Below are 19,118 nucleotides of genomic sequence, written 5' to 3'. Positions count from 1 at the left end.
CGCGACATGATGACCTTTCGAGCGATTAACTTCGTTAATCCTCTGTCGGTAGGATTAAAATAAAGACTTTAATCCTTAAATGGTTAGTGCTTATCGAATGTTGCAACGCAGTATTGGTTTTCGAGCTAGCGACCAATGGGACAAGCCGTGAGGCAAACATCTTCGTTGTCTTTCGAGCGATTCACTTCGTGATTCCTCTATCGACATTGATTAAATGCAAGCATTTAACAATTCGTTGTTAAATCTCGATTTAACCCGTTAGATCTTCACCTTCACGCCTAGAATCTGCTCACCTTACGACTTGCTGATTTTTGCATCTTGAATGATAACGGGTATAAAACTAACTGATAGCTTGTAGCGCTTCGATACGTTTTTCGATTGGCGGATGAGACATAAATAATCCACCGCTTCGTTTACCTGAAATACCAAACGCCATCATGCTGCCTTCTAAATTTGGCTCTGCACCCTTTTGCAAACGCTGCAGTGCGGCAATCATTTTCTCTTTACCGACTAATTTAGCTGCACCTGAATCTGCACCAAACTCTCGCTGACGTGAGTAGTACATCACAATGGTACTTGCCAGCACACCGAAGATCATTTCCAGAATAAAAACAATAATAAAGTAAGAGAAACCATGACCTGATGACTCTTCTTCATCGTTACTGCTCATTGCACTGTCGATAATACCGCCCAGTACACGGGCAATAAAGATAACAAAGGTATTAACTACACCTTGAATCAACGCCAGAGTCACCATATCACCGCTGGCAACATGACTCACTTCATGGGCTAAAACAGCCTCAGCTTCATCGCGGGTCATGCTGTGCAGCAGTCCGCTGCTCACTGCAACCAGTGCTTTGTTTTTATTCATGCCGGTAGCAAATGCGTTCATATCCGGTGCATCATAAATTGCGACTTCCGGGCATTCAATACCTGCTTTAGCCGCTTGAGCCTTAACAGTATTAACCAGCCAGTGCTCTGTTTCACTACTTGGCTGTTCAATAACAACAGCACCTGTACTGCGTTTGGCAATCCATTTAGACATTGCCAGCGAGATAAATGAACCGCCGAAACCGAATACTACCGCTAAAATTAATAAACCGCCTGTACTGCGCGAGTCTACGCCAGTAAAAGCAAAAACAAGATTCAGTACAATCCCTAGTACTAAAATGACAGCTAAGTTGGTGATTAAAAATAGCGCGATGCGTTTCATTGTTACCTCAAAGTAAATAGATTGTTAATAGACATAATATGGCCTTTGGATAATATTTCAAGTAATATATGAAAATAAATTATATTACAGTTCATTTACGGATTGATTCATTATTGAAATTAATTTATCGTGACCTATTAAACACAAATTAAAGGAAAATAAAATGGCTTTAGCAAGTGCCCGTCATATTTTAGTAAAATCAGAAGAACTTTGTCTTGAACTTAAGAAAGAAATTGAAGCTGGTGCTGATTTCTCTGCAGTTGCAGGCAAAAACTCCAGCTGCCCTTCACGTGAAAGCGGCGGCGATCTAGGAGAGTTCGGACCTGGTATGATGGTTCCTGAATTTGATAAAGTTGTTTTTAGTGCACCCGTTGGTATTGTTCAGGGTCCAGTTAAAACACAGTTCGGCTATCACTTATTAGAAGTTACAAGCCGTAACGATTAATAATTGTTTTTGCTGAAAAGGCCTTTTAACATTGTTAAAAAGCCTTTTTTTATACGCATATCGTAATACTGCATGAGCAATATTCGTAGAGTATGCATCTGAGACGAATAAAATAGTTCTACAGCATACTTGAATCAAATGATGTAACTGCATTTTTAGCTGCACGTGCCACAAACGCTTTTGTGCGATGATGCTGAGGGTTATCAAATATCTGCTTTGGTGTCCCCATCTCAACTATATGACCACCTTCCATAAAGATAACCTTATCAGCAGCCTCTTTTGCAAACTGCATTTCATGGGTGACTACAATCATAGTCTGTTTCTGACGGGCAAGTTCTTTCATCACCACTAATACCTCTTCAACCCATTCAGGATCCAGTGCAGATGTCGGCTCATCAAACAAAATTACCTCACCTTTTGATGCCATTGCACGAGCAATGCCGACACGCTGCTGCTGACCGCCGGACAGCTGAGACGGATACTGGTCAGCTTTGTCGGCCAGACCAACCTGCTTCAGAATAGTCTGAGCATGAGCCAGAGCGCTGTTTTTCGGTTCTTTCCATACCGTAATCAGGCTTTCTGCCACATTCTGAAGCGCATTTTTATTAGCAAATAATGAATAATTTTGAAATACAAAACTACTTTGCTTACGCAGACTGCTGATCTGCTTATTGGTTGCTGTCCCGGCATCAACTTTAGCGGTGCCTATCTCAATGGAGCCGGATGTAGGTGATTCCAGATAATTTAAGCAACGTAATAAAGTAGACTTACCAGTACCAGACGGACCGATAATAACCACTATCTGACCAACCTCCACTTCAAAACTGATATCTTTTAATACCTGATTCTGAGCGAAGTTTTTACTCAGGTTTTGTACTGTAATCATTAATAAGCCTTATTAAGACGGGTTTCAATAATATGCTGGATGCGGGTAAAGAATACAACAACAGCCCAGTAAATAAGCGCAACAGCTAGAAAGCTCTCGAAAAACTTGAAGCTGGAAGCCGCTTCCATCTGCGCTTTAGCCATAATTTCAGCCACCCCTAATGTAAAAGCTAAAGAAGTACTTTTAATCATATCGATAAAGTAATTCATCAGAGAAGGAGTTGCAACGCGGGATGCCTGCGGCAGTATGATACGATACATTGCCTGCAGTCTGGTCATGCCGATACTTAAACAAGCCTCCATCTGGCTTTTATCTATGCCTAGAATAGCGGCACGAATACTTTCTGCCATATAAGCGGCAAAATGCAGTGATAAGCCAATAACGGCAGCAGTAAAGGCATCCATCCCGGCTAATGCAGGAATGTAATGCGGTAAGCCGTAATATAATAAAAACAGCTGTACCAGGAGCGGTGTGCCCCGGAAAAACGAAATAAATAAACTTGCAGCATGATGTACTAAGGGTACTTTGAATACCTTTACTACAGCTAAAACTACGGCAAGAATTAATGCGAAGAAAAAGCCCCAGAGGGCCATTTCCATCGTTACACCCAGGTATTTGAATAATATTGGCAGTAACTCTGCAATATATTGAACATCTAAAGAGATCTGCATTGAAAATGACTCGCTCTGGAATTTTGTAAGGTATTATTTAGTGATATCAGTGTTGAACCATTTAACAGATATTTCAGCTAATTTACCGTCATTACGCATACTCAGAAGCGTTTCATTTACTTTATCGCGGATGGCAGTCTGCGGGGCAGTATTTAAAAACGGCATAGCATTTTCAATCTTTTGGAAAGGTGCACCTGCCTGCTGCAGCGGCAGACCTGATTTCTTAATTAACTGGCCTGTTGATACACGATCCATCACAAACGCATCGGTACGCCCTAATACTACGTCCTGTTCAAAACCCGAATCATAAGTAACGATATTAATTTCATTTTCTGTATCCAATGCACGCAGAATCTGTTCAAAATTACTGCCGAGATTAACACCTACTTTTTTGCCTTTTAAATCATCTACAGACTGTATATCTGTACGGCCTTTTTTAACCACGATCTGCGCGCCGTCAACAACATAAGGTACAGAGAATACATATTTTTCCAGGCGTGCCGGGGTAATAGTTACCTGATTGGAGATAGTATCAATATGACCGGCTTCAAGCATGCCGAATAAACCTGAAAAGCTAGATGTTACAAATTCAACTTTATAATCTGCCCGTTCCGCGATTTCATTCCAGACATCGACTTCAAACCCCTGCAGAACATCGCGCTGTGAAAAGGTGAATGGGAAGTATCGCCCTGACATGCCGACTTTAACTGTCTGTGATGCAAATGCAGGGACTGTGAAAAGAGTTGTAACTGCAACCACGACTGCAAGTATTAATTGAAACTGTTTGTTCATGAGAAATCCTGTTTATTATTGATAATGGTATAGCGAAACGGCTGTAAAATATCTGTTGCACAAGGCGGGTAATTTAGAAGCTGATGACTATATTTCCGGTACTTATTTTAGCGTAGTATATATGAAGCTATTCTATGTAAGGCATAACAAAAAGTTATATCTTATACCTATTATGTGTTTTTATTAGCGAGGAATTTATGTCAAAAACATTATTAATCACCGGTGCTAACCGTGGTATCGGTTTAGCACTAGCGGCACTATTCAAGAAAAACGGTTATCAGGTTATTGCACTGTGCCGTAGTGAAAGTGAAGAGATAAAAGAAACAGCAGACCGCCTTATCTGCGGTATTGATTTTACCTGTCAGGCAGATCTGGATCGTGTCTATCAGCAGTTACAAAAAGTTAAAGTAGATGTATTAATTAATAACGCCGGGTTATTACAAGATGATGTTTTAGGTTCAATTGAGATAGACAGCCTGCGCCGGCAGATGGAAATTAATGCTTATGCACCGTTAATGGTCAGTGAAAAGCTGTTACCCTGCCTCTCAAAAGGCGGCAAGATCATAAATATCACCAGCCGTATGGGCTCCATAGCTGATAATGATTCAGGTGGGCGCTATGGATATAGAGCTTCTAAAGCAGCATTAAATGCTTTTACAAAATCACTCGCTGTGGATTTAAAAGAACAAGGTATTGCGGCGGCAGTCATTCATCCCGGCTGGGTTAAAACCCGTATGGTTGGATTTAACGGACTGATCTCTGCAGAGGAATCGGCCCAAGGCATGTTTACCTTAATCGAATCGTTAAATATGACTAGTTCCGGCAGTTTCTGGCACAGCAGCGGCGAGGAGTTACCCTGGTAACGCCAGCAGCCTGCAGCAGCCAGGAAAGCTGTTAGTTAAAGTCCTTCCAGTTTGATAAATGGTGGTATCGTGCACTTAATTTGTAATATATCGCCATAGTAAAACCACATAGCAACCCCGCACAAATAATTATCAAAGAAGCAGTATACAGGTCTAAAGAAGTCTCACTCCCAACTAAGAACCACATTATTATTCCCCATAGGCAGCTCAAAATTACAGAATAGCTGAAAAAGTTAACTAAAAATTGCCGATAATGAGGCGGTTTTATTTCAAATCCAAGCCGCCTTATTAAAGTTAAAGGTACCGGTTTGTAATTTGTTTTCCAAATCCCAGACTGCATCAATTCCTGGTGTGCCTGATTCAACTTACTTTCGAATGTCACCATTTTTCCTCCTTGTTGTATTGATTACTATCACTACCGACCTGCTCAGGGGGGACAAGTGCTGGTTGATTAATAATAGGTGAATTTTTTGAAATAAACACTTCAGCTAGTTGCACCGATAGAGGTTTTGCATATAAATATCCTTGTCCGAACAAACAGTGCAGCCCCTGTAAAAGCTCATGTTGTTCTTCACACTCAATACCCTCTGCAACCACTTGTAAAGACATACTGTCTGCAATGGATAGTATCGCTTTAACAATCGCTAAATCAACAGAATCATTCAATGAATTAGCAATGAAGCAGCGGTCAATTTTTACTGTGGTGACGGGGATGTTTTTAAGATAACTTAAACATGAGTAACCTGTACCAAAGTCATCAATTGAAATTTTTATACCCTGTTCATACAAAGGCATTAATTCATCAATTAACTGCTGATCCTGCTCCATTAATACACTTTCAGTTATTTCCAGATTTATAAAGCGATGAGGCAGTTGATAGCGATCAATTAGTGATTTCACTTCGCTGAAAAATTTTTTCGATCGAATCTGTTTTGCAGAGACATTTATCGACATTGATAGAGGCATCTGATATACGTCTAACCAATGCCTAAGCTGTCTGCAGGCATTTTCCATCACCCAGTTACCTATCGGTATAATCAAACCGATATCCTCAGCAATAGTAATAAAGTCTAATGGTGAAACATCCCCGAGCAGCGGGTTACGCCAGCGAAGCAGCGCCTCGAATCCAATAAGCTCTCTGTTTTTTATATTTACCAGCGGCTGATAATGCAGATACAATTCGTTATTTTCTAATGCACAGCGTAATTCACCTTCGAGTTCCATACGGCGTTCATTTTCACTATTCATATGGTCGGTGAAAAAAACCACATCGGTATCAGCACTGTTTTTAGCTTTATACATAGCTGTATCTGCATTTTTACTCAAACAGGAAACTGTCTGTCCGTCATCAGGGTAGACAGCAACACCGATACTAATATCAATATAACATTTAAGATTTGCGAAATTGTAAACCCGACTGACAGCATCAGAAATTTTCTGGGCAACACCATTCACTTTATGCGGGACGTCCTGTTTCTCTAAATCATTAACAATAACCACAAACTCATCTCCCCCTAGACGGGCAATGGTATCTGACGAACGGACCACACTTTTAAGCCGTTTGGCAACTTCAATTAATACTTGATCGCCTGTTTTATGCCCATAGGTATCATTAACATATTTGAAACGATCTAAGTCTAAAAATAATAATGCACAGTTACAGCTGGTTCGTTTGGCATCGAGAATGGATCGACCTAAACGTTCATTGAACAACACTCTATTAGGTAATTGTGTTAACTGATCATAATAGGCCAGCTGATGCAGTTCTTTCGCGTCGGTTATCTGTTTGGTGATATCCTTAAATAAGCCGACATAATTAACGATACTGCCGCCTTCGTCTAATACCCGGTTAACCGTTAACCATGTTGCTAATAACTCTCCGTTTTTTCGCTTGTCCCAGATCTCGCCGCTCCATGTACCAGTTACTTTTATCTGCTCCCACATATCCCGGAAAAACTCATCGTCATGTTGACCTGAACTGCTTAAGTTTGCCCGTTTAGATTTAATATCTTCTGCACTATAACCCGTTATGTCGGTATAGGCCTGGTTGACATCTATAATATTTAGCTCTTTATCGGTAACCATTATTGCTTCACTAGTATTATTAAATACTTTCTCAGCTAGGTATAACTGCCGGCGGGACTCTTTCTGCTCAGATACGTCAAAAGCAATAGCTAAATACCCTTCTATTTCACCTGCCCCATTAAACAATGGTGAGACAGATAATTGTATTGGTATCAGCCCTGCCTGCGGATTCTCAATTGTCCACTCCGCTTCATAATGGCAGCAGTTATCAAGCTTAGCTGAAAATAGTTCAAAATCAGCCTTAACCGGTCGGTGCAGTTGTTCGGCCAGTATTTTAGAACGTATTTTAAGCTGTTTTTTGTCAAAAAGATTTTGAAAACTCTGCTGATCAACCAGCAGTTCTGCGGAGCAGCCCCATAATTGTTCAGCACTACTGTTAAAAAGCTGAATAATGCCCTGCGGCGAAGTTGAAATAATGGCATATTTCGTGCCGCTGATAATTGCATCATTAAGAAGTGTACTTTTACGCAGGGTATTTTCATCCTGGGCGAACTTATAAATAAGTTTATTTGCCAGGCCGGCAATATCAGAAAGCTCATCGTTACCTTTGATAATTATTCTCGACTGCCGGTCGCCGGAAATCCAATTTTTGAAAGTGTGCAGAATAGTCTGCACTCGCCTGGTGATTAATTGCTGTGATATTAGTAATAAAAACAGAGCACTGAGCAGGCTGCCAAGTGACAGATAGACAGACTGTTCAATCAAAATCTTATTAGCACTGGACAATCTTAAATGATAATCCAGGCGTAAAACTGCAAAACCGCATTGCGTGCCGCGCAGACCAAGTTCTATCGCGGTCTGACAAACGGGTACAACTCCGTCAATCCAGCGATGCTCAGGATCAAATTGAGTTGAGGGAAGCTGACTGCTCAGCGCTGTTGTTATCTGACGTTCAGAAAACTGATAATTTAACTGCCGCCAGTTTTTTTCTAAATCCCGCGGGGTTGTTGATGCTCGTACAATACCGCTAGGATTGGTAACCAGCAGCTTTAACACATTAACATCAGCCGCTTTTGCAGCAACGGACTGATTGATGCCGACGGGATGGTTATACAGTATGTAGCGTTCGTAGTTACTCTGAAGCAGGTTAAGTTCGTTTAATAAATCATTATTTATGTTTTCACGTATTACATTAGTGACATTCGCCTGGCTGATAATATAACTGAAAACCGTAATCACAAAGACTAAGCCGAATAATATAATAGAAAACAAGTTACGGATTGAAATTCTCATTACTTCTCCGGCAGAAATTCACCTGTGATGATGCTGTCTGCAGCAATGAACTCACTGATTAACCGCGTACTTTTCATATGTTCCATTAATTTTTGCCAGGTAGTAAACAGCTCTGCATCATCACCAGATAGAAATTTATGGTTTTCAGTAAGGCTTACTAATTTCAGGCCGAAGTAACTTGCCTTGACCTGAGCCGGGGTAATCTGCATACGTGATGAAACATAATCATAAGCTTTCGCTGGATTGTTGTGAAAAACCTGCATCGCCATAAACCAGCCCTGGATTAATACATTCAGCTGTTGTTTGTTGTTATGGTATAAGCTTTCATGAACCACCAGCACATCAACTATTTCATTAGGAATATTTTTACTGGAAAATAACTCCGTCAGGCCTAGATTCATTAATTTTGTACGCATAGGTTCATAGGTTACAAAGGCATCGGCTTTGTCATTATTAAATGCATCAACACCTGTACTGACATCCATTTTTACGAGTTCGATCTCGTTTAATTTTAGATTATGAATCTGCAGGGCACGACTTAAAAGATAGGCCCCAGCCGCTGTCGGCTCAACAGCGACTCTTTTAGCCTTTAACTGCTTCACAGAATTAATTTCCGGGCCTGACAGGATCACATCAGCACCATCAGAAACATCACAGACAAGAATAATCTTCATTTTAATACCCAAACGTCTTAATGAAACAACTTCATCAAGCGTTAAGGCGGCGGCTTCCAGAGATCGGTTTTTGAATGCACGTAAAACCTCACTGGCAGAGGGATAATCAATCGTGCGGATGCTGTTCTTTTGGTATAAACCAAACTCATTAGCATAATGCAGAGGTTCATATCCAGGCCATAAAGTGGAACCGACACGCAGAATTTGTGAAGCAGATGAATGTAAAGGTAAAACAGTAAGCAGAATGATTAACAATAGTCTGTTCATCATTAATCCTTAATAAAGAGATACAAGGATAAGTTTAGTGCCTGATAAATAAGCGTCAAATAAACAGGGACGGTTTATATGAGATAACACTTAAGGAACCGGCACTTATAAAGCGAAAGTTTTTTCCATCAGATAGTTTTTCAAAAGTACGCCATTTTTTTCCACCAGCTGCTCTTTAACAACCATAAAGCCGAAGTATTCGAAAAATGGTTTTGCAGTGATACTGACATCGGCATAAAACCTTTTTATGCCGATATCTTTACCCGTTCGTAATAACAGGCGCATTAACGCTTTAGCAAACCCGTTTTTCTGGTGTAAATAATGGCAGAAGAAGTGATCAATATAGCCGTCCGACTGTAAGCTCCCGTAAGCTACAATTTCATCTTTAAGTGTAACCACAAAAGGGTTAATGGATTTGATCAGAGCCTGCCATTCTAACGGATCGTATTGTTCTGCGGCCCAGGCCTGGATCTGGGTTTGAGAATAATCACGACAGTTAATATTCCTAACACTATTAAAAAAGAGCTCTCTTAAAAAAGGCTCTTCTCCAGGTAAATAATGTCTGATTCTAAGCATAAATAAACCGGTCTTAAGTAATACCAATCCGATAAATGCCAGATCAGCCTCACGGGTTAAAATTAAATTTTTATTAACTGCCTGGAGCTTGAATCTGTACGCTTAATCAACAGAATAAAAACAGGAAGGATCAACAGCAATAAGTAAATATTGAATTGAAGATAGGATCTATTTTCATCATTTTCAAAAAGTCATACACAGTTTTAAGTACTTATTACAAAAATGAGAGGCAGTTATCAGTCAGGAAAGCAAACCGCAAATGCAGCAGGAGTTTTAAATTTTTCTGTAATTATTACGGAGCGGCTATGTAGTTAAACAGCATCAGTATATATTCATTACCTTGTTCAGATAAAAAATACACTAGAACAATATTATGAAGCACTGCGGTTAACCAGTAGACTGTTTGAAAAGAGGTTTTGCGTAATTTATGATTTACAATTATCTGTGCCACCAGCGCACCAAACCATCCCCCGAGAAGAGACAATAGATGTAGTCTTGATTCTTTAATACGCCAGCGGTTATGACAAGCCGCATATTTATCAGCCGCGTAACAGATGAAGGTAAGAGTATTAATTAAAGTGTAATAGTAAACCAGAGAGTTTGGGATAACGGCAGTGAGTGCAGAATAAATAAATGCGGAGCTGGTTATTAATAATATAAATTTCGGATACATGTTTTCTTCAAATAGTTATCTGCGCTGAAGTTTTATATTGTATACCCATGTTACTTCAAGAAGCAAAGTTACCTTGACCAATGGGGGCTAACGCGACCCCTCCCCTGCGTTACAACAATCTACAAGGGAATAACCATTCAAGATGTTAAATACTTGCATTTACACCTGCTGATAGAATATTTACGACGTTAATCGCTTGATTCCCTGTCATATCATCAACTCTAGTGCTCAATTAATGATAATAAAACCGCATTATATTGAAACACGATTGCGCCCGGCCTGTTTCGACTCATACAATTTTTTATCTGCACGTTTTATAGTATCGTCAAAGGTTTCGCTTTTATTGTCATACAGTGCAATTCCGGCACTTAATGTTACCTGAAATGTTTTCTTTTCAGCAGAAAATAGAAGCTGTGAAACATCAGTCCGGATCCTTTCTGCAATATCAATGGTTGTCTGTGCATCGGCAAACACACCAACAATCAGAAATTCTTCACCGCCGAATCGGATACAGAAATCTTCAGAGCGAGAATTACTTTCCATAACTTGTGCAATTTTCCTTAAGACTTTATCACCAGTGCTATGACCGAAATTATCGTTTACTTTTTTGAAGTGATCAATATCCATAAAAATTGCCGCCATTAAACACTCCTGATCACGTTGATTCTTATTGATAATAGACGGCAGAATTTCTTTTAAAAATCTTTTGGTGTATAGGTTTGTCAAGCCGTCTTTTATTGCCAACTCTTCGAGCTCGCGGACAAAATAATTTACAATTAAAATGATAACAATAGTAAATACTAAGAAACTGCCGATAACAATACCCGAGGTCTTAACCATTGCCCAATAGATCTCTTCCTGCATATCATCAAGATAAATGCCGGTGCCTAGAACCCAGTCCCACGCATCAAAGTATTCGACATAAGATATTTTCGGGTATTCCGCGTCTGTATTCGGTTTTGGCCAGTAGTATGAAACCCATCCACCGCCAGCCATCGCTTCACCAATCAAGTCGCGGAAAAATAATTTTCCGTTTATATCGGTCCAGTTGAGCATATTATCGCCAACTTTTTGAATGTGATAAGGGTGCATTAACAGTCGCCCTTGTGTATTACTGATCCAGAAATAACCATTTTTACCGTATACCGCTGACTTTAGAGCTGCTTTAGCAAGTATATGCGCCTGCACTAAGGTTAATTCCCCCTGTTCAACCTGCTCCTGAAAAGACTGAATCACACCGATTCCTGCTTCAGTAAGGTGCTTCGCCTGGAGATATTTTTCTTGTTTAAGGCTGCTGGAAAAAGAGTAATAAAAAAACAGTAGAAAAAGAATAACCCCTGTACTGGTGAACGTATGCAGGATAATAAACTTACTTCGTGAGGATAATTTTAATGAATTTACCATAAGCAGTCCTTTCGGTTTATATACCCGCTTTACCTCTAGATCCCTTTGTATCTTGAGGTAAAGCGCTATGCAGTAAACACTCCTGTTTGCTGCATAGCTCGCACTGCTAAGTATATGGTAATATCTGTAATATGGAATTATGTAAATACAGGCGGGAATGATTTTTACGCCCAAGTTTAAATTCAGTTGAAATCGTAATTCACATATTGTGCTAAATCACTGTTATTAATATTGCTGAGATATGGAATTTCAGCAATGAGCGGCGCACCTAGTTTCAGGGTAAGCGTATGTAAATTATGCCCATAACAGGGCATGTCAAGCTGCAGCTGATTGGCAATCCAGCCGATCACATTCAAGCCGTCAGCGATAATTGTTTCATAGGTTAACAGTGCATGATTGAGACAACCGAGCTTCATACCAACGACTAATATAACCGGCAGCTTCTGCTCTTTTACCCAGTCCGACAGCACCTGCTCCTGATTTAATGGTAAGCGCCAGCCGCCGGCCCCTTCGACAATTAACAGGTCCGCATTTTCATTCTGCAGAACTTTCAGTCCCTGAGTAATGACATCCATCTGTATGGGAGTATTTTCCAGTTCGGCTGCAATATGCGGTGCAATAGGCGCTTCGAAGGCGATTGGATTGACAGCCTGATAGGGTACAGCAACCGTGCTGCTGCTTTGTAGAATCAACGCGTCTTCGTTGCGTAGCCCCTTATCGGTAACTGAACAGCCTGCCGCAATAGGTTTATAGGCCAGTGTACTTAAATTCTGCTTTGCGGCGGCCTGAAGCAGCGCTTTGGCACAGACAGTTTTACCGACATCGGTATCTGTACCGGTAATAAACACAGTTTTATCTTTAAACATATTATTTAACAGCCTCTATGTAACACACTTGATAAGTTAAATTTAATAAACCACGCGTATTAACAAAGGGTAAATAACCCTGTTCTAATTGTTTCAACAGTTCTCTGCCGTGCAATTTTAGCCTTTGATGACCATGAACATGGTTTGCTCCTATGCCTTTTAAAGCGCGCATTACTTCGATTACATTTTTATACTCTAAAGTGCGGGTTTCGGTGGTAATTTTCAACGATTGAAATCCAAGCGGTGTTACTAACTCTTTGATAAACGCTAAGCTTAAAAATGAATTGGTATGCGGGTGTCTATCAACACTCTGCCAGGCCTGGGTAAGTTCATTAAGAGAGCCGTCAAGCAGCGTGGTAATATGTAACTGCCCTCCTGTGGTTAGGGACTCTTTTAACTGCTTTAAACAACGGCCAAGATCTGCACTCCACTGCACAACCAGATTAGAGAAAATCAGATCAAAAAAGTTTTTCTGGAAAGGCAGCTTATCGATATCTCCCTGTAAACAGCTTACTTGTACCAGCTGTTTCTTTTTAACCTGATCCAGCATAGCGCTAGAAAGATCAAAACAAGTTAATTCGCTGTGCGGATAATAGTCAGCTAACTTTTCACTAAAGTAACCAGTACCGCAGCCGAGATCTAAAACATTAGTCGGTTTAACTGCTGACAAGCCCTCTAATAGCTTCTGACCAATATCTCGTTGCAACTGAGCAAACTGATCGTAATGTGCAGCGGCTTTAGAAAAGGATGCTTCGACGGCCTGCTTGTTTATATCCAAGGGTTTGTTGGTTATTATTTTACTGTTCATGAATAACCCGACTAATAGCTTCAATCAGCATTGTTACATCTTCTATTTCATGATTAGTTGTTAAGGTGATACGCAAACGCGCACTGTTAACCGGTACAGTGGGAGGACGAATAGCTGTTGTCCAGAAACCGGCCGTTTTAAGTTTCTGCGCAAGATTTAGTGTCTGCTGGCTGTCACCAGTTATAATCGGCTGAATAGCAGTAGCTGATTCACCAAGCTGAATGCCTTTCTCAATGGCCGACTGCCTGAATGTTTTAATTAAGCTATGCAGCTTGTCACGACGCCATTGTTCAGATTCTGCCATTTTTGCTGCCTGAGCAATGGTATAAGCCATAGCTGGAGGCAGGCCGGTAGTATAAATATAAGGTTTGGAGAAATTAGTTAGATATTCAATTAAATCTTGTGAACCTGCAACAAAAGCGCCGCCCACACCTAGTGCTTTACCGAAGGTTGCCATATATATCTGCAGGTCAGAATTTTTTAACCCCGCTTCTACAACACTTCCCATTCCGTTTTGGCCAGACACGCCTAAACCATGAGCATCATCAATCATTAACCAGGCATTATTATCCTTTGCTTGTCGATACAGCGACTGAACAGGTGCAGTGTCACCGTCCATACTGAATACACCTTCACTAATAATCAGTTTATTACCTTCAGTCTCTTTATGCTTATTCAATAAAGAAGCAAGATGACTTGTATCGTTATGTCTGAAGCGCAGCATTTTACACTCGGCAAGCGCGCCGGCTTCCATCAATGATGCATGATTAAGTTTGTCTTGAATAAGCAGATCATGTTTATTAAGCAGCAGTTTGATAACCGCCTGATTAGCTGAATAACCAGAATTGAACAAAACCAATGCTTCTACACCCAGCCATTCTTTTAACTGCGCAGTAAGCTCTGCATGGGCCTGGTTATACCCAGTAACAAGATAAGAACCGCCGCTGCCGACACCAAACAATTCGGCGCCCTTCTGCCATGCTTCTATTAAAGCAGGAGCGGAGGCAAGGCCTAAATAATCATTACTAGAGAAATTAAGGTAAGTTTTACCGGCAACGGTAAGGTAACGTCCCTGCTGGCCGTCTACGGTTGTACTTTTGCGGTAAAGTCCGTCTTGAGAACGGACAGTTAACTGCTCTTGTATAAAATCAAATGCCATTACAATGTGCTTGTTGCATCGTAAAACAGTTCATCTTTTTCGCTGTGACGGACAATGGCGGCATCAACCGGCCTTTCTTTTTCAAAGGGAGAAAAATTAACTGCTTCTTTATTAATGCCTAATTTTTTAAACAGTTTCATATCTGAATTTTCATCAGGGTTTGCCGTAGTCAGCAGCTTACATCCGTAGAAAATAGAGTTTGCACCCGCCATAAAACATAAAGCTTGTGTCTGCTCAGACATATCTTCGCGGCCCGCTGATAAACGAACATGAGATTCAGGCATCATAATACGCGCAATCGCGATAGTTTTGATAAAGGTGAATTCATCTAAATCGTCAACACTGTCAAGCGGCGTACCTTGAACTTTAACCAGCTTATTAATCGGCACACTTTCAGGCTGTCTGGGCATATTAGCTAGCTGTACTAATAAACCGGATCTGTCTTTGCCCTCTTCTCCTAAGCCGACGATGCCGCCGCTGCATACTTTCATACCGGCATTACGTACATTTTCTAAGGTATCTAAACGATCCTGATAACTGCGAGTGGTAATAATTTTATCGTAATATTCCGGTGAGGTATCAAGGTTATGATTGTAATAATCAAGGCCGGCATCGGAAAGCTGCTCAGCCTGCTTACCATCGAGCATACCTAAAGTCATACAAGACTCTAAACCTAAAGATTTTACTTCTTTAATCATATCAACAAGATAAGGCATATCTCGCTGCTTGGGGTTTTTCCATGCAGCCCCCATACAGAACCGTGTTGAGCCGGTCGCTTTGGCGTCTTTAGCCGCTTTGATAACTTTATCAACTTCCATCAGCCGCTCTTTTTCAAGACCGGTATCATAACGTGCACTTTGCGGGCAGTATTTACAGTCTTCCGGGCAGGCCCCTGTTTTGATTGATAATAAAGTACTGACTTGAACTTCATTTTTTGGAAAATTTGCACGGTGTATAGTTTGTGCTTCAAATAACAGATCCATAAACGGCATTGCAAACATCGCCTCTACTTCTGAAACCGTCCAGTTTTGGCGTATTGTTGTTTTGCTGGTCATAATTAGCTCTCACTCACCTTAAAATAGTTTGGCTAGTTTAAGGTTCAAAGCTACACTGTCAACTTTTTCGCGATTATATCTTTACATCTGACTAAAAAGTGACCGTTATGAGCATTGACCTGCAGTTTGATACCAACCACCTATGGCACCCGTATACCTCGATGACAGCACCTTTACCCTGTTACGGCGTGCTGAGTGCTGATAAATGTATGTTAACCCTTGAAAATAATCAGCAGTTAATTGACGGCATGTCCTCCTGGTGGGCCTGTTTATTTGGTTATAACGTGCCTGAGCTTAATCAGGCGGCTAAAAATCAGCTGGATAAAATGGCCCACGTTATGTTCGGCGGTCTGACTCATCAGCCCGCAGTTGATTTAGCTAAGAAATTAGTAGAAATAAGCCCCGAAGGTTTAGATAAAGTGTTTTTAGCAGATTCCGGGAGCGTCAGTGTTGAAGTTGCATTAAAAATGGCGCTGCAGTACTGGCATTCACGGGATAAACCTAAAAGTCAGTTTCTGACCATTCGTAACGGATATCATGGTGATACCTTCGGCGCTATGTCTGTTACCGATCCGGAAGGATCTATGCACGAGTTGTATCATAACTTCCTGCCTCAACAGCTGTTTGTGTCGCAGCCGACTATCTCTTTTGAACAGGACTGGTGTGAAAGTGAGTTAGACGAAATCAGCGCCGCTGTTGAGCAAAATCACCATAATATTGCAGCCGTTATTTTAGAGCCGATTGTACAAGGCGCTGGAGGCATGTATTTTTATCACCCGGAATATCTTAAAGGCGTACGCAGACTCTGCGATAAATATGAGCTGCTGTTAATTGCCGATGAAATTGCCACTGGCTTTGGACGCACCGGTAAACTGTTTGCCTGTGAACATGCAGGCATCAGCCCGGACATTATCTGTGTTGGTAAAGCAATCACCGGCGGTTATATGAGCCTGGCTGCAACATTGACGACAAACAAAGTTGCTCAAACTATCAGCCGCGGTAAAGCCGGCGTATTTATGCACGGGCCGACCTTTATGGGTAATCCTTTAGCATGTGCCGTCGCCTGTGCCAGCATTGATAAACTCTTAGCAATCAACTGGTCTGATAAAGTTGTCAATATTGAAAAGATGCTTAACGACTTTTTGTCTCCCTGTAAGACATTAACACAAGTACAGGATGTCCGAGTATTGGGAGCAATCGGTGTTGTTGAGATGATCGATCCGCTTGATGTGGCAATTGTGCAGAAGCGTTTTGTAGAGCTTGGCGTGTGGATCCGCCCTTTTGGAAAATTAGTTTATATTATGCCTCCTTATGTAATAGAGAAGCCGCAGTTGAAAAAATTATGTGATGCGATATATACGGTAGCCGGCGAGTCTTAATCTTAGTTTTATTTACCGGAATGAAAAAAGGAGACTTTATGTCTCCTTTATATTTCCTAACTCCGGCGACTTGGGCTTGGAGTTCAATCTCCAAAAAGATTAGCTAATATAGACAGTTGCCCGTTCAAATAATTAAGATCTGTTTTTGCATAATAAAAAGCAAAAATAACCGTGACCGACATAATTACAATTAAAAACTTATCCGGCGTATTATCACCATCGCGGCGTTTCTTATCCCAGGTATTAACGATTGCCAGCACAGATACTATGCTGCAGGACCAGATCAGGTACATAAATAATTTTATCTCCGCAAATTCATAATACTGAGGAGATTCAACACCAAAGTGCGACATAACCAGAGGTTCAAAAAATTCCCGCTGGTAATGAAAAAGCATCATATATGCTAAAAAAACCGCCCACAAAATAACCGTTAACCACAGCATAAAAAAACGACGCCACTCATGCGCATTATGAAACCGTTTTCTCTCGTATTGCTGTTCCATGACCTACCCCGAAAAAAACTTGATGATTATCAAATCATAGACTTGTATCTCAACCTAGCCAAGGTAAGATGTGTGTCTATTAAATATTTTTAGAAAAAAACAGTGAAAACTGTGATTATGGAGCACTAATTCTAATGTCAAAGACAGCGATTGTTGAAATATTCAACAGCAAATTCCCAGTGGGTACAAAAGTAACGGTTCAAGGCTGGATCCGCACTCGTCGTGATTCAAAAGCCGGGATCTCATTTTTAGCAATTTATGACGGTTCTTGTTTTGACCCGATTCAGGCCGTTGTACCTGCAGACCTAGAAAATTATGCTTCTGATGTTCAAAATTTAACCGCAGGCTGCAGTGTTGAAGTAACAGGCGAATTAGTAGAAAGCCCGGGTAAAGGCCAAAGCTTTGAAATTCAGGCAGAGACAGTAAATGTTGTCGGTTTTGTTCAGGATCCTGATACTTACCCTATGTCTGCAAAACGTCACAGCATTGAATATATGCGTGAACATGCACATCTTCGTCCGCGCACCAACATGTTCGGCGCAGTTACGCGTGTTCGTAACTGTTTATCGCATGCCATTCATAACTTCTTTTATGAAAAAGGCTTTAACTGGATCAGCACGCCGATTATTACCGGCAGTGACTGTGAAGGTGCCGGTGAAATGTTCCAGGTGAGCACCCTTGATTTAGAAAATCTGCCGCGCACTGATGCGGGTGCAATTGACTACAAGAAAGATTTCTTCGGTAAAGAAACCTTTCTTACTGTATCGGGTCAGTTAAACGCTGAAACATACGCCTGTGCACTGAGCAATGTTTATACTTTCGGCCCGACTTTCCGTGCTGAAAACTCAAATACAACTCGTCACCTTGCTGAGTTCTGGATGGTTGAACCTGAGATTGCATTTGCTGATTTAGCTGATGCGGCACAGCTTGCAGAAGATATGCTTAAATATGTATTTAACGCAGTATTAACTGAACGTGCTGATGATATGGCTTTCTTTGCACAGCGTGTCGATAAAGAAGCTATCACCCGTTTAGAAAAAATGGTCAGCTCTGAGTTCGTACGTATGGACTACACAGAGGCGATTGAAATTCTGCAGAACTGTGACAAACAGTTTGAATACCCGGTTGAATGGGGCGTAGATCTACAGTCTGAGCATGAACGTTACCTCGCTGAAGAGCATGTAGGTGCACCGATTATTCTGCAGAACTACCCGAAAGATATTAAAGCGTTCTACATGAAATTAAATGCAGACGGTAAAACCGTTGCTGCTATGGATGTATTAGCACCGGGTATCGGCGAAATCATCGGCGGTAGTCAGCGTGAAGAAAACTTAGAAGCACTTGATAAGCGTCTTGAAGAGATGGGCTTAGATAAAGAAGATTACAGCTGGTACCGTGATTTACGTAAATACGGTACAGTACCTCATGCCGGTTTCGGTCTTGGTTTTGAGCGTTTAGTTTCTTACGTAACCGGTGTGCAGAACATCCGTGACGTAATTGCCTTCCCTCGTGCACCAGGCAGTGCTGACTTCTAAGTCATAGAAATTATTCACTGAATATAAAAGC

At 41.0% G+C, this 19,118-nt stretch carries 19 protein-coding genes; 4 read left to right on the top strand and 15 right to left on the bottom strand.

All coding sequences use genetic code 11. The annotated features are described in order from the left end of the window. Positions 1-340 precede the first annotated feature (340 nt). Positions 341-1,213, bottom strand: coding sequence for a protease HtpX (gene htpX / locus G327_RS0109410; RefSeq protein ID WP_019614519.1), 873 nt, complete (start codon positions 1,211-1,213; stop codon positions 341-343). Positions 1,214-1,376: 163 nt separating this feature from the next. On the opposite strand from htpX, the gene G327_RS0109405 reads away from it, so the two are divergent. Continuing rightward, entirely contained in the window at positions 1,377-1,658 is a 282-nt protein-coding gene (locus G327_RS0109405; RefSeq protein WP_019614518.1) for a peptidylprolyl isomerase, read from the top strand. Between the two features lie 118 nt (positions 1,659-1,776). On the opposite strand, the gene G327_RS0109400 is transcribed toward G327_RS0109405, so the two are convergent. Genes G327_RS0109400 through G327_RS0109390 form a run of 3 tightly spaced genes read right to left on the bottom strand, consistent with a single transcriptional unit; the run spans position 1,777 to position 4,007 of the window. Beyond that, a complete protein-coding gene (locus tag G327_RS0109400) occupies positions 1,777-2,544 on the bottom strand; it encodes an amino acid ABC transporter ATP-binding protein (RefSeq protein WP_019614517.1) in 768 nt (255 codons plus the stop codon). Beyond that, the gene (locus tag G327_RS0109395; protein ID WP_019614516.1) at positions 2,544-3,215 is read right to left on the bottom strand and encodes an amino acid ABC transporter permease; all 672 of its coding nucleotides are present in this window, start codon (positions 3,213-3,215) and stop codon (positions 2,544-2,546) included. The genes G327_RS0109400 and G327_RS0109395 overlap by 1 nt, the downstream gene beginning before the upstream one ends. A gap of 33 nt (positions 3,216-3,248) precedes the next feature. Continuing rightward, on the bottom strand, positions 3,249-4,007 hold the full coding sequence (locus G327_RS0109390) for an amino acid ABC transporter substrate-binding protein (protein ID WP_019614515.1): 759 nt from the start codon (positions 4,005-4,007) through the stop codon (positions 3,249-3,251). Between the two features lie 197 nt (positions 4,008-4,204). Between G327_RS0109390 and G327_RS0109385 the strand changes: the two genes are divergently transcribed. Further along, positions 4,205-4,870 (top strand): SDR family oxidoreductase, encoded by a 666-nt coding sequence (locus G327_RS0109385; protein ID WP_019614514.1) that lies wholly within the window; start codon positions 4,205-4,207, stop codon positions 4,868-4,870. 31 nt (positions 4,871-4,901) lie between these two features. Here the strand turns inward: G327_RS0109385 and G327_RS27650 are convergent, their stop codons facing one another. From G327_RS27650 to bioB, 10 genes are all read right to left on the bottom strand, one after another. Continuing rightward, positions 4,902-5,255: a DUF6404 family protein gene (locus tag G327_RS27650; protein ID WP_019614513.1), complete on the bottom strand. Its 354-nt coding sequence runs from the start codon at positions 5,253-5,255 to the stop codon at positions 4,902-4,904. Then, positions 5,249-8,188, bottom strand: a complete 2,940-nt coding sequence (locus tag G327_RS26005; RefSeq protein WP_019614512.1) for a sensor domain-containing protein — start codon at positions 8,186-8,188, stop codon at positions 5,249-5,251. The genes G327_RS27650 and G327_RS26005 overlap by 7 nt, the downstream gene beginning before the upstream one ends. Continuing rightward, positions 8,188-9,129 carry an ABC transporter substrate-binding protein gene (locus G327_RS0109370; protein WP_019614511.1) on the bottom strand — a complete coding sequence of 314 codons (942 nt, stop codon included), beginning with the start codon at positions 9,127-9,129 and terminating at the stop codon, positions 8,188-8,190. Before G327_RS0109370 ends, G327_RS26005 begins: the two co-directional genes overlap by 1 nt. Before the next feature lie 105 nt (positions 9,130-9,234). Further along, positions 9,235-9,705, bottom strand: coding sequence for a GNAT family N-acetyltransferase (locus tag G327_RS0109365; protein ID WP_051090304.1), 471 nt, complete (start codon positions 9,703-9,705; stop codon positions 9,235-9,237). A 292-nt stretch (positions 9,706-9,997) separates the two neighbouring features. Continuing rightward, complete coding sequence (locus G327_RS24335; RefSeq protein ID WP_019614509.1) at positions 9,998-10,378, bottom strand: DUF1294 domain-containing protein; 381 nt, start codon at positions 10,376-10,378, stop codon at positions 9,998-10,000. A gap of 252 nt (positions 10,379-10,630) precedes the next feature. Beyond that, positions 10,631-11,782, bottom strand: a complete 1,152-nt coding sequence (locus G327_RS0109355; protein WP_019614508.1) for a diguanylate cyclase — start codon at positions 11,780-11,782, stop codon at positions 10,631-10,633. A gap of 182 nt (positions 11,783-11,964) precedes the next feature. Beyond that, entirely contained in the window at positions 11,965-12,648 is a 684-nt protein-coding gene (gene bioD / locus G327_RS0109350; protein ID WP_019614507.1) for a dethiobiotin synthase, read from the bottom strand. 1 nt (position 12,649) lies between these two features. After that, entirely contained in the window at positions 12,650-13,456 is an 807-nt protein-coding gene (gene bioC, locus G327_RS0109345) for a malonyl-ACP O-methyltransferase BioC (RefSeq protein ID WP_019614506.1), read from the bottom strand. Then, positions 13,446-14,615: an 8-amino-7-oxononanoate synthase gene (bioF, locus tag G327_RS0109340; RefSeq protein ID WP_019614505.1), complete on the bottom strand. Its 1,170-nt coding sequence runs from the start codon at positions 14,613-14,615 to the stop codon at positions 13,446-13,448. The genes bioC and bioF overlap by 11 nt, the downstream gene beginning before the upstream one ends. After that, a complete protein-coding gene (gene bioB / locus G327_RS0109335; protein ID WP_019614504.1) occupies positions 14,615-15,670 on the bottom strand; it encodes a biotin synthase BioB in 1,056 nt (351 codons plus the stop codon). Before bioB ends, bioF begins: the two co-directional genes overlap by 1 nt. A gap of 107 nt (positions 15,671-15,777) precedes the next feature. Here bioB and bioA point away from each other — a divergent pair, with 107 nt between their 5' ends. Beyond that, the gene (gene bioA, locus G327_RS0109330) at positions 15,778-17,049 is read left to right on the top strand and encodes an adenosylmethionine--8-amino-7-oxononanoate transaminase (RefSeq protein WP_019614503.1); all 1,272 of its coding nucleotides are present in this window, start codon (positions 15,778-15,780) and stop codon (positions 17,047-17,049) included. 83 nt (positions 17,050-17,132) lie between these two features. On the opposite strand, the gene G327_RS0109325 is transcribed toward bioA, so the two are convergent. Beyond that, positions 17,133-17,552: a hypothetical protein gene (locus G327_RS0109325; protein ID WP_019614502.1), complete on the bottom strand. Its 420-nt coding sequence runs from the start codon at positions 17,550-17,552 to the stop codon at positions 17,133-17,135. 134 nt (positions 17,553-17,686) lie between these two features. Here G327_RS0109325 and asnS point away from each other — a divergent pair, with 134 nt between their 5' ends. Then, positions 17,687-19,087 (top strand): asparagine--tRNA ligase, encoded by a 1,401-nt coding sequence (asnS, locus tag G327_RS0109320; protein ID WP_019614501.1) that lies wholly within the window; start codon positions 17,687-17,689, stop codon positions 19,085-19,087. The last annotated feature ends 31 nt before the right edge of the window (positions 19,088-19,118 follow it).

The sequence above is a fragment of the Psychromonas ossibalaenae ATCC BAA-1528 genome (assembly GCF_000381745.1).
Lineage (GTDB): Bacteria > Pseudomonadota > Gammaproteobacteria > Enterobacterales > Psychromonadaceae > Psychromonas > Psychromonas ossibalaenae.
Note: the sequence above shows the minus strand (reverse complement) of the source record. Positions and strands in the feature narration are given on the sequence as shown.